General features: G+C 44.3%; 8 protein-coding genes. 2 read left to right on the plus strand and 6 right to left on the minus strand.

Annotated features, from left to right (window positions below; all coding sequences use genetic code 11):
* Positions 1-17 precede the first annotated feature (17 nt).
* The 4 genes from Q3W13_RS20625 to Q3W13_RS20640 form a co-directional block, all read right to left on the minus strand.
* Positions 18-1652 (minus strand): RagB/SusD family nutrient uptake outer membrane protein, encoded by a 1635-nt coding sequence (locus Q3W13_RS20625; protein WP_302867133.1) that lies wholly within the window; start codon positions 1650-1652, stop codon positions 18-20.
* A gap of 23 nt (positions 1653-1675) precedes the next feature.
* Positions 1676-4771 (minus strand): TonB-dependent receptor, encoded by a 3096-nt coding sequence (locus Q3W13_RS20630; RefSeq protein WP_302867135.1) that lies wholly within the window; start codon positions 4769-4771, stop codon positions 1676-1678.
* 102 nt (positions 4772-4873) lie between these two features.
* Positions 4874-6298, minus strand: coding sequence for a sugar porter family MFS transporter (locus tag Q3W13_RS20635; RefSeq protein WP_302867137.1), 1425 nt, complete (start codon positions 6296-6298; stop codon positions 4874-4876).
* Positions 6299-6302: 4 nt separating this feature from the next.
* Entirely contained in the window at positions 6303-8117 is a 1815-nt protein-coding gene (locus tag Q3W13_RS20640; RefSeq protein WP_302867139.1) for a class I mannose-6-phosphate isomerase, read from the minus strand.
* Positions 8118-8381: 264 nt separating this feature from the next.
* Here Q3W13_RS20640 and Q3W13_RS20645 point away from each other — a divergent pair, with 264 nt between their 5' ends.
* The gene (locus tag Q3W13_RS20645; RefSeq protein WP_302867140.1) at positions 8382-9110 is read left to right on the plus strand and encodes a GntR family transcriptional regulator; all 729 of its coding nucleotides are present in this window, start codon (positions 8382-8384) and stop codon (positions 9108-9110) included.
* 55 nt (positions 9111-9165) lie between these two features.
* Here Q3W13_RS20645 and Q3W13_RS20650 read toward each other — a convergent pair whose 3' ends face one another.
* A complete protein-coding gene (locus tag Q3W13_RS20650; RefSeq protein ID WP_302867143.1) occupies positions 9166-10359 on the minus strand; it encodes an SGNH/GDSL hydrolase family protein in 1194 nt (397 codons plus the stop codon).
* 415 nt (positions 10360-10774) lie between these two features.
* Positions 10775-11443 carry a hypothetical protein gene (locus Q3W13_RS20655; RefSeq protein WP_302867144.1) on the minus strand — a complete coding sequence of 223 codons (669 nt, stop codon included), beginning with the start codon at positions 11441-11443 and terminating at the stop codon, positions 10775-10777.
* A 170-nt stretch (positions 11444-11613) separates the two neighbouring features.
* Between Q3W13_RS20655 and Q3W13_RS20660 the strand changes: the two genes are divergently transcribed.
* Positions 11614-11985 (plus strand): hypothetical protein, encoded by a 372-nt coding sequence (locus Q3W13_RS20660; RefSeq protein WP_302867145.1) that lies wholly within the window; start codon positions 11614-11616, stop codon positions 11983-11985.
* Positions 11986-12013: the final 28 nt, after the last annotated feature.

Here is a 12013-nt window from a genome sequence, read left to right on the forward strand (position 1 = left end):
ATATCTTAATAGAATTATCAATAACCAGGATTTTGTGTCAGGTTTTTATCCAGGCCGAGGTCGTTTGCAGGAATAGCCCACAGGTAATCCCTGGCAGGGTTAAACTGCCGCTTCTGGGTACGGATGTAACCATTGTCGGTACTTTGATCTGCCGAAAATTTCGCGCCGTGCGCGTAGCCGTTCATTACAATTTCAGCTATTTTCCATCTCCTGATATCGTCAACACGCAGACCTTCCATTGCGAACTCCACCCGTCTTTCGCGGCGAATAATGTTTGTCATGTCGGCATTTCCGGGATAGTTCAAGGCGCCCGGATCAGTAAACCCGGCCCTTGCGCGCAAAGCGCCGATAGTTTTACCCCAAACCGCTGCATCCATCTGGCCAAGGCTGTTTTTTGCCTCAGCGTAGTCCAATAATATTTCGGCGTAGCGGAATAAATGTAGATTGTTACCTGACACAAAGCTCGCTTGTGCGCTCGGATCAAAATATTTACGCCAGTAGTAACCTGTTGCCGATGAGCTTTGCGAAGTTGGGGTGTATTCGTCGGCGCCCGGCTGTACAGGGTCTGACCCGGGCTTGATGTAGATGGTTTTTGTGGTGCCGTTAACGCCGCCGCCATTATCCCAATGGTATCCGTCATAAACAACGGTTGCGGTTAAGCGTGGGTCGCGGTTCGCGTAAGGATTAGATTCATCGTAGCCTGAACCCGCATCGCCAATTGGCTTGCCATTCAGCATAATGTATGAATCAACCAATTCCTGTGTTGGCGCCATATTACTCACGCGGCCACCTACTGATCGTGGGGCAAAGTCCCAGAAATCCTGCCAGGTGCGGATATTCGGTACATATTGCAAAGAAAGTATGCTCTCCGGGTTGTTTTTATTTACCGAAGGCGTACTAAACAACGCGCTATAGTCCGGGTTTAACGAATAAGTACCATAAGTGGCCTGGTCGTTCATCAGCTTTTCACAAACGGCAACCACATCAGCCATCCGGTCGCCCTGGTATAACAGCACACGCGCTTCCAAAGCCAGCGCAGCCCCTTTGGTAATGCGGCCGTTTTCGGCTGCGGGAATTGCATCTTTCGATGGCAGATCTGGTAATGCTGCATTCAATTCATCCAGCACGAACTTTACCACGTTCGCCTTTGGTGAGCGAGCCACTACTTTCGCTTCTTCAGGCGTTTCGTCATGGTCCCAAATCGGCACATCGCCATACCATTTGGTCAGATTAAAATGCTCAAAAGCACGAATAAAGCGGGTTTCGGCTTTCAGCCTGGCAACGGTAGCCGCTGGCAGCGTAGTGTTCTGGCCTATATTGGCCAGGAATATATTACATGATTTTATAGCCGAGTAATAGTACGACCAATCGCCCGCAAATTTGGCTGTGCTGGCGGTAGCCTGGCCGCTGGCGATGAGGTTAAGATCACCCGCCGGAGAATAGGCATTGTCAGACAGCGCCTCGGGGTTAAAATAAAGGCCGCTGTTATATATCAGGCTGTAATTGTTATATAGTGCGCTGTAAACATTGGCATCCACTTTCCAAAAGGTAAGGTCAGAGAATTTATCGGTGGGGGCAATGTCCAGTTTCTTACATCCCGAAGCAGCGACTATCGCCAGGGAAGTAATAAGGAGCTTCTTTAAAAATTTCATGTCTGTATTTTTAAAATATTTTATTAAAAAGTTACGTCAAGCCCAACGCCGTAAAATACCGGCAACGGGTATGCTCTCGCGCTGTTTGAGTAGGCATTTGTATTCAGGTTATTGCCAAATTCTGATGTTTCAGGATCGATAAATTTCAGTTTGGTCAGCGTCAGCAAGTTTTGCCCGATCACAGATACCCTTAACCTGTCCATACCAATTTTCCTGGAAATATTCTTTGGGAAGGTGTACCCGATATTCACATTTTTTAACCTTGCATAAGCAGCATTGAATTTATAAAGATCAGAACCGGTACGCCAGTTGTAGGTGTTTGACGGCGAACCGATAGCTGCCAGCCTTGGAAACCTTGCGTCAGGATTTGCGGGGGTCCAGAAATCCGTCTGATGCTCATATAAAGTCTGTCCGTAGTTGTAGTGGAATGGTTCAACCAGTTCTCCGCGTAAAAACTCATCCCTTTTACCAACGCCCTGTATAAACACCTGCATATCGAACCCGTGGGTTGCAATTCTGTAAGTAAAACCGAAAGTATATCGCGGGAAAGGATTGCCCAATACAGTTTTATCTTTATCATCAATCTTACCATCACCATTCAAATCTTTAAACTTCAGATCACCGGGGCCAACTTCTGCGCCTGCAATTTTGGGTGATGCGTTGATATCAGCCTGGTTTTGGAAAAAGCCGTTGGTTTCGTAACCATAATATTGTGTTATCGGTTGGCCAACTTTCCTTATCAGCTGAAATACATCCTGGTTGATGATCTGCTGCGTGGTTCCGCCGGTAAGCTGCAGCAACTTATTCTGGTTATCAGCAATGTTAAGACTGAAGCTTTGTGTAACGTTTTTACCGCGCAGGTTATAGGTTAACGAAGCTTCCCAACCCTTGTCTCTTACTTTTGCTACGTTGTAGTCGGGCAGTGCCGCTCCAAATAGCGAAGGTACATCATACCTTGGCTGCAAAATATTGCTGGTAGTTTTACTAAAATAATCAAACGAAGCGCTTAGCTTATCATTAAATAAACCTACATCGATACCTACGTTAAAAGATGCTGCTTTTTCCCACGTAAGGTCGTGATTTGATAACAGTGTGCCCGCACCGCCTACCGATACATTGTTAAATCCGTAGGCGCTCGGATAGTTAAAGTAAGTGGTTTGGTATTGGTAGTTGCCCACATTCTGGTTGCCGAGTACGCCGTAAGTTGCGCGCAGTTTCAGGTTATTCAGTGTGTTTTTATAATGCTGCATAAACGGCTCGTCTGATATCAGCCAGCCACCGCTTACCGATGGGAAGAAGCTGGCGCGGTGCCCTTTGGCAAATTTCGACGACGCATCGTCACGCACGGTCGCTTCAAAAAAGTAACGGTTCTTGTAAGAATAATTTACCCTCGCAAATGCCGAGAGCAGGCTATTTGCATTAACTGCGATGCTGTTATACGAATTAACGGCGTCAATAATAGTCCCGGTTGTGGGGGTGCCTAACAATGGGTCTGTCAGTGTTTTTTGCAACTGAAAGCCGCTTTGTGAGTAGTTTTCGCTTGATACGCCGCCCAATACCTTAAAGCTATGTTCGCCAATGGATTTGGTGTATTCGGCAAATACCTGCGTATTAAGCAATAACGATTTTCCGTTATTATCAAATACAGTACGATCGTCGCCATAAACTCCCGACGGCAGGTAATTTACCTGTGTCCTCCTGAAGAAATTGCCGTTGTTCTGGATAGTACCACCAAAAATGCCGGTAAGCTTTAAGTCTTTGGTTATGCTAAGCTGACCATTGAATGCGCCATAAATTTCATCGTTGTCTGCCTGGTTGTAGCCGCCTTTCTGAAGCACGCCGTACTCATTGTATTGCGACGCTACTTCGTTAGTCAGGTAGTTGCCGTTGGCGTCGGTCCAACTGAAATTATGCGGAACGCGGTTGGCATCAGCAAAAATATTGTTATCGCCAACGCTGTTGGTTTTATTGCGTGTTTTGGTATAGTTAAGAATAACATTAGCCTTCAACTTGCCGATAACCGAGGTTTGGTTTAAGCGCAGGTTGTACTTCTGATAACCGAAATCGGCGCCTGAGCCGCCATTGCCAATCAGGTTACTGCCCTGGTTTTGGAAACCGGCAGATATAAAGTATGAACTGGTTGCACTGCCGCCGCTGATGCTTACGTTTTGCGACTGCTGCGGCGCCTTCTTTAACAAGTGTTCTATGTCCCAGGTACCATTACCGGCTGCCTGCAAAGCCGCGATCTGGTCGGGCGTATAGGCGGGCGGTAAACCTGAATTTACCAGCGATTCATTTTTGTAATAAGCATTTTCAGCTGCACTAACTTTATGTACCAGCACCTGTGCATCCTGTATACCATAGCTGCCGTTATAAGTTAACGTTGGTTTCTGGTTCAGGCGACCGCTTTTAGTGGTCACTAAAATAACTCCGTTTGCAGAACGCGAACCGTAAATAGCTGCCGAACCGGCATCCTTTAATACCGAAACACTTTCGATATCATTCGGATTGATGGTGTTGAGGTTGCCACCTATAATACCGTCAATTACCACCAATGGGGTATTGTCACCAAGCGTACCAACTCCCCTGATGTTAACGGTAACATTGCTGCCCGGATCGAGTTGCGTTTGCTGTATAATTAAGTTCGGCGATTCACCCTGCAATGCCTGGATGGTATTTAATACCGGTTTACTTTCGATATCTTTTGAGCCGATAGTACCTACCGCGCCTGTAACGCTGACCTTTTTCTGTGTACCATAACCAACTACCACCACCTCGTTCAGCTGGCTGGCGCCCGGCTTCAACGATACATTTATTGTCGTTTTATTGCCGATGGCAACATCTTGTTTGGCATAGCCCAAAAATGAAAAAGTCAGTGTTTTTGAGGTGTAATCGTCCGGAATGCTAAGCGAGTAATTTCCCGAAACATCGGTTACCGTGCCTATCGTTGTGCCGGTTATGCTTACGCTTACGCCAGGCATCGGATCGCCATTCTCGTCAACCACCTTTCCTTTTATAGCCACCTGGGTATTCACCCCCGCATATAACTTCAGGTTGCTCCCCGCTGCGCCATAGCTTGCCGGGGCCGAGGCCATTAAAACGGCCGCCGGTAGCACCATAGGCAGCCATTTAATTTTCCCTAATTTGTGTAGTAATTTAATTCTCATAATTATCAATCGATTAGTAGTTTGGTTGGTTATTTATTTATCTGTGTTATTGAATTAAAGAATTTGTTTATAGTCTTTGAATGTTTGTTTCCAGTAAGCTTCGATGTTTTCGAGTGAGCGGCCTTTGGTTTCGGGTATGAGTTTCCAGGTTAGCCATAGCGCCGGGGAACAGCAAATAGCAAACAGCCAGAATGTCCACGATGAGCCAAGCCCTTCCAGCATAAGGGGCGTAAGCTGGCCCACAAAAAAGTTACCTATCCATAAAGAAAGCGTGGCAAGCGCCATGGCCTTGCCGCGTATGGCATTCGGGAAGATCTCGCCGATAACCACCCAGCAAACCGGGCCGAACGAAAAGGCAAAACAGGCGATAAATGCCAGGATGAAGATCAATATCCAGGGGCCTGAAGTAAGGCCGGCGGCAAACAGCAGCCCGATAACTATCAAAGAAATCACCGCGCCGCCAATACCCACAAACAGCAGCGGCCTGCGGCCCCATTTGTCAATAGTAAAAATCGCGACAAAGGTAAATACCACATTTACTAATCCGATAGTTACCTGCCCGCCCAGCGCATTATTAAGCGTAAAGCCTGCCTGTTCTAATATTCTCGGGCCATAATAAATGACCGCATTAATACCGCAAACCTGCGACAAAAACGGCAACAGCAAACCTATCCACATCGCCTTGCGGTAAACAGGAGTAAACAGTTCTTTAAGCGACCCTGACTCCTCCCCTTTACCTGCCTTAAAAGCGGCCATTTCACTTTTAGCTGCATCCGGACCGTCAATTCTGATCAGTATATCTTTTGCTTTTTGTTCCCGCCCCCGCAGCAATAACCAGCGCGGCGACTCAGGCACCATAAACAACGAACCCAAGAAAATAGCTGCCGGCAAGGCCCCCAGACCAAGCATGGCCCGCCATACCTCGGCAGAAAATATTTTATTCATTCCCTCGCTGCCAAATGACTGCCCTGCATGGTTCACCAGGTAAGCATTTGAAAAATAGGCCAGCACAATACCAACAGTTAATGCCAGCTGATATAGCGACACCATCATACCACGGAAACGCGACGGCGAAAACTCCGAGATGTATAAAGGCGATACCATCGAGGCTACCCCAATACCCAGGCCGCCTATCAGCCTGAACGCTATCAACGATGTAAACGAGCCGGACATCATACAGCCCAAAGCAGACGCCAGAAACAATATTGCTGAGAGGATCAGCACTATCTTGCGGCCATATCTATCGCTCAATTTGCCCGACATACTTACCCCGATTATGCAACCGAGCAGGGCGCAGCTTACAAACCAGCCTTCGTAATTGGCATTTAAGTTAAAATCATGCTTCACCAGGCTCACTGTACCGGATATCACGGCCGTATCAAAACCAAATAAAAAGCCGCCAAGCGCTGCCACCAGGCAAACAAGGTACAGGTAAATATTACTTTTTTTGGTTGGAGTATTTGTCATGGCTGTACTCATCGGCTTACTTTAAGAATGCTTTAATAACTTTCGCACGAGACTGTCCCATATTGGTTAGCTTATAGCTTTTTGCCGCCGCCGGTATCACAAATGTTTCGGCATAAGCGAAGGTCTGTTTGGAGCCGTCCTCAGTCTCCACCAAAACAGATTGCCCCTCAACCAGCATCATCACATGGCAATTGTTATCGTTTTTAATAAATATTTCGCTGTTGAAATCGATGCGGTGCACATCGTAAAAATGCTCAGCATGAGTAGGCAGATGTACCAATTCCCAATCTTCTCCATTTTCAATAACCCCAGGTTTTGATATAAGTTCCTCTTGTACACGGTTTCCCTTACGGCTAAAATCTAAGTTGTTGAATGCGTGCTCAATATTTATAGGCCGCGGGTTGCCGTCAAGGTCAAGGCGCAGCCAGTCGTACATTTTAAAAGTGAAGATATAAGGCGTGGCGCTGATCTCCAGCACCATGTTGCCGGCCCCTGCGCTATGAATGGTGCCATTTGGTATCAAAAACAAATCGTGCTTTTTGGCAGGATGCGACTGAACAAAGCCAGTTATCTCCAGTTCAACACCCTGGCCCTGGCTTTTTTCCAATTCAGCCCTGAAGGTTTCGGGCTTGATATCGTCCTGGAAGCCAAGGTACACATTGGCTCCTGCCCCGCAATCCAGAATGTAATAGGTTTCATCCTGGGTAATGGTTTCGCCGAAAACGTCTTGTATATATTTTAGCTTCGGATGACACTGGATAGAAAGGTTGCCGCCGTCATAAGTATCTAAGAAGTCGAACCGGATGGGGAACTCATCGCCAAATTTTTCAGCATGTTTGCCAAGCACCTGCCGCTGGTTGCTGAACATTAAGAAATCGAATGATACTTCAAGCACGAAGCCATCGCTTTCAAACAATAAACCATTCTCAGGCACGATGAGTTCGAACGACCATGCATAATTAACCACATCTTCGTTCACACCCGGGATATGCTGCTTTATCCATTGCCCGCCCCAGGCGCCGGGCTCAAACCAGGGCCTCACTCGTATAACTGACTGGCTTATTTTGTCCAGACCTTCACGCAAGCTGGTCATCAGGGTCCAGTTTAAATCTGTTGGCCACTGACCATCGGCAATAACTGTTATTTTGTCAAGAATCTCTTTTTTATGCTGATTGAGCATTACCCAATCCACAAAATAAAACCGTTTATACATTACAAACGGTTCAGCAAGCGCGCTGCTTCCCAGGTTATGTATGGAGCCGGCCCGCATACGGAATTGCAATTCGTTTTTCGGCAGATCGATATAAATGACTGGTGCATTCCAGCCGGCTAAGGCGGCACCTGGACCGATAACAATATTGATATCGAATGCCCCATCGGGTAAGCAGTTAGCGAGTGCGGCAATATCGTAAAGGTCATGCAGTTTTAAAGTAGTCCGTTTACCCCAAACCGAATCAGCTGAACCCAAAAAGGGTTGAACCATTGCCTCAATTTCATCTTCCGGTTTTAAATAAGCTGATGTATTTACCCAGTTTACCGTTAAACCTTTATCATTTAATTCTTTGCACAATTCTGCCGATATGGTATCGTAAAACACGCCTGCATAACCATCTATTACTACGGTTTTTTCTTTGGCTATCCACGAGGCAAGCGAGGCGTAGCCATTAAATATTTTATTATTGCCCAGGTTACTAACCGGGTACACGTCATAAACGCTATCAGCTAATGCTTGTCCAGCCAGACGCACGGGCATCAAAAACTGCGACGACTTACGCAGCTTGCTTATATTGGTTTTATCAGTAACAGCATCAGTAGTAATATTTAAACTCATATTTTATTTGTAGTAATGTATATACATATTAAACAACATATAAAAATTGTTGAAATTATAGTGATATACCCGGAAAATTCAGAATTGGTTTATATGTTATAATGTACAAACATATAAATTATTTTATAATTGCAAATAAATTATTAAGATTTTTAGTCGGCCCCAACCAATGCTTAGCTAGTTAGTGCTACATTAAGGGCAAAAACATGTACATACAATAAAACTAATCTGCAAAAATGTTTACTATTGTAAACTATTAAACCGATGAAGTATTCTATTGATCACAAAAGCCCTGTTCCGCTTCATGCGCAGGCCGAGACAATTTTGCGGCAATTAATAGCCGACGAGGAGTATCAGAACGGCAAAATGCTGCCTAATGAGGTAGACCTGGCCAAGAAGCTGGCCATATCGCGCACTACGTTAAGGCAGGCCATTAACAAATTAGTTTTCGAGGGCCTGCTGGTCCGCAAAAAGCGTACGGGCACCAAAGTTGCGCAAGCCGCTGTTAGCTCCAAGTCGAACAATTGGCTTAGTTTCTCGCAGGAAATGAAATTGCGTGGTATTCCTATAAAAAATTTCGAGCTGCATGTTACATGGGTGTACCCGGATGAAGCATTGGCAAACTTTTTCGAGATAAAAACCGACCGGAAGATATTAAAGATGGAGCGGGTGCGGGGTAAACCCGAGGAGCCCTTTGTTTATTTTGCATCCTACTTTCACCCGCGCGTAGGCTTAACCGGCGAAGAGGATTTTAAGCGGCCGCTCTACGAAATGCTGGAGAATGAACATTCGGTTATTGCCACCTTATCAAAAGAGGAAATAAGCGCCAAAGCTGCCGACGCATTCATTGCCGGCAAACTCAAGGTACCGGTTGGCAGCCCTGTTCTTTTCCGCAAACGCTTTGTGTTCGACCAGGGTGAAAGGCCGATTGAATATAACCTGGGGTATTACAAGGCGGATAGTTTTGTTTACTCGGTAGAAAGTTCGCGATAAACAGCGAGTAAGTCCGCCGGTTTTATGTATCGCTGAGTTCAGCTTAACGAAGGAATTACTTGTTGACCAGGAGATGCACAATCCGGCAAACGCTGCCTGCGCTCTTATTGTTATGATCTTTCAGCATTTTAATATGGAGGGTATGATTGCCCGCAGGCAATGCGCTTCCTAATAGCAAATACCATGGCAAATGCAGGCCGGAACTCCATTCTGTAAAAAGGTCAATAGTCTTTTCCTTATTGCTGTCAACATGGTAGGAAATAATACCCGCGTCAGGGCCTGAAATCACTGCTATTCCAACGGCAGTACCATTAAAGGTCAGCGTTAATTCCTCGTCCGGCATTGTATTAGCCAATACAGGAATATGAACAAAACCCTCCCTGGTTCCCGCAGAATCACCTGGCGACCAATCTGTAAACAACTGCCACCCGGAGGTATATTTTGCTTTGGCGACATCTATGTAAGCCCCGCCGCTAAAGTTGTGGGCATCAAGCGGTGAAGGCAACCGTATATCTGGCACCGGGCGATTGTTTTTAAGACAATCGGCCAGTAATTTTTTAATGTTTTCGAAATACAGGCGCTGCCCGAAAGGCGATGGATGCAGGTCCTTAAAATCTTTATCCCAACTGAATTCCCGGCGGGCTATTTTATCATGTACCTCTTTCGCCAGGTTGATAGACGGAATTTGATAGTGAGCCGCTACCAGTTCATGATTTTTTATTTCTACGGGTATCTTAGCTTCATCGTAGTCCTTGTTTTTGTAGGGATCCGCAAATTCCATTAAAATTATATCGATATCAGGATTGCTCCTTTTTGCATGTCGAACTATACCCTCGATGCCGCGCAGTTGAGTCAAGCTATCTGTTCCGTTTACCCTGTCGTTAACGGCTGCTTCCAAAAATAACAGGTCTACTTTTCCGCTGTCGAGCACATCCTGCTGCAAACGAAAAGCATGCGGCAGGCTACCAAGAGAGGGTATGCCCGCCGCAATAAAATGAAATTTTACAGCCGGATATTGTTCCCTCAAATAATCACAAACCATCGGCCGCCAGCCGGGATTATAGGTTATTGAACCCCCAAGGAATGCAATGGTTACATTCTGATGCTTTTTAATTTTTTGATACAAGTGAGGAAGCCCGTTTCTTGCCCGGTAAAAATCAGACAAAGGCAAGTCGCTTTTTCTTATTCCGGCGCTGTAGTTAACCTGGGCGTTTGCCGGATAGGCCGAACCCAATAACATGGTAATCATTAAAAAAAGACTGTTTCGGAAGGAAAGACACATAATCTGAAATTAAATAGCATGACCAATCTAAAGTTCCGGCGGGTAACTAGCAAATTTACCTGCAAGATAGCTGATGTTTTTCATATTGGGTTTATTGCAGAAGGGTGGAACGATAGCGATAAATTGCGGTGATTGCAACCGGCGCTTTTTCCGGGTCAAATAAGCATTAAAACAAACTTATTCTTATACCCCACAATTATTCATCTTAAGCCGCGATTTAGAGTAAATTATGACGGTTTGATATACCCACAAAAACCCTGCAAACTTTGATTTGCAAGGTTTAGCGTTTTAATATTGTTTTTGTTGCCGATAAGTTACCAAGTCGAACACTTTTGAGTATGATTTTTACTATTTAACAATTTATGTCTGTAAAATCCACTTGCTAAAAATCTACAAGCTTATTAGCTGCTCTTAATTGAAAATACTGAATCCAATTTATTATCACCGGCAACGTAAACCCTATTGGAATACACATCAGAGGCATTTTCGTATATATATAACCGGCAATTATTAAGATTGTTAAAATTAGTAAAATGTAAACAGCATTCTTCCTTGCAAGGATAGATGTTAAATGAACGATTCCAGCCTGACTTTGGGTGTTATAGCTTTCAATTGCCGATTCAAGATCTGTTAAGAACAATTGTAATGGTTTAACATCACAAAAATTATTATTTGCACTCATTTTGAATTTAGTACCATCTGATAATCCCAAAGTGAATACAATTCCGTTTTTGCCGTTATATGAATAATAGTATTTTAAAGTATCGAAGCTCAAAGTTTCGGTATCTGACAACTCTATAACGGCTTCCTTATCTGACAAACTCGCTTTTCCGGTTTTTTTAATGCGTTGCTTATTTAAGAGAAAAAATACAACACCGATTATGATGGGAAAAATTATATCAAGCAATACATAATTACTCATTAGCCTGCCCAGCGCTATCGAGGAAATAGCAATTATTGCAAACGATGCGAAGAAAAGAGCATAAGCAATCCCTTGTTTGGTATACTCGAAATTATACTCCTTCATTTTATTTAATGGAATGAGTGTCATGAAATGGTGTTTTGACAAAAACTAAAAACCATATAAACCTTTGATTTTCGATGATTTAGCATCGTTTAACACTATTTTTAGTACCTTTAAAGCTACTAAAAATCGAACACTTTAACAGATGATTTACAAATATTATATAGATTAGCTGCCGCAGAACCAAACTAAGTCATATGGCTAATTCATTTCACATCCAATCCGACTTTAACGCAAATTTTGGTAAAGAAATGGTGTCATCAACCAGCGTTTACGATCAGCGCCGTAAAAGTGGTATGAAAGATTATTCTTTAGCGGTGTACGATTTCATTTTTATTTCGGATGCTCATGAGAAATTAAAGTTATTGGGCGATTTCTTATCTTCTAATTATAATTATCAAATTAAAGAGATAGCTCTAGGTAATGGACATTACGAATTAACTGGCGACAGTACGCAGTTTCCGGTTGATGAAGAAAATTTAATGTATTGGGCTCTTGATTTGTATTGTAAAGGTTATGAGGGCTCATGCGGAAAAGTTGTGGGATTGAAGCCTACGCATAGATATTAGCTAATCTGAAAAGGAAGAAAGTTGTGTC

The sequence above is a fragment of the Mucilaginibacter sp. L3T2-6 genome (assembly GCF_030519355.1).
In the GTDB taxonomy this organism is placed as follows: Bacteria; Bacteroidota; Bacteroidia; order Sphingobacteriales; family Sphingobacteriaceae; genus Mucilaginibacter.

Bases quoted from the DNA above. Each gene is read 5' to 3' on its own strand.
- Q3W13_RS20625 (WP_302867133.1), bottom strand. From the start codon at position 1,652: ATGAAATTTTTAAAGAAGCTCCTTATTACTTCCCTGGCGATAGTCGCT.
- Q3W13_RS20630 (WP_302867135.1), bottom strand. From the start codon at position 4,771: ATGGTGCTACCGGCGGCCGTTTTAATGGCCTCGGCCCCGGCAAGCTAT.
- Q3W13_RS20635 (WP_302867137.1), bottom strand. From the start codon at position 6,298: ATGAGTACAGCCATGACAAATACTCCAACCAAAAAAAGTAATATTTAC.
- Q3W13_RS20640 (WP_302867139.1), bottom strand. From the start codon at position 8,117: ATGAGTTTAAATATTACTACTGATGCTGTTACTGATAAAACCAATATA.
- Q3W13_RS20645 (WP_302867140.1), top strand. From the start codon at position 8,382: ATGAAGTATTCTATTGATCACAAAAGCCCTGTTCCGCTTCATGCGCAG.
- Q3W13_RS20650 (WP_302867143.1), bottom strand. From the start codon at position 10,359: ATGATTACCATGTTATTGGGTTCGGCCTATCCGGCAAACGCCCAGGTT.
- Q3W13_RS20655 (WP_302867144.1), bottom strand. From the start codon at position 11,443: ATGACACTCATTCCATTAAATAAAATGAAGGAGTATAATTTCGAGTAT.
- Q3W13_RS20660 (WP_302867145.1), top strand. From the start codon at position 11,614: ATGGCTAATTCATTTCACATCCAATCCGACTTTAACGCAAATTTTGGT.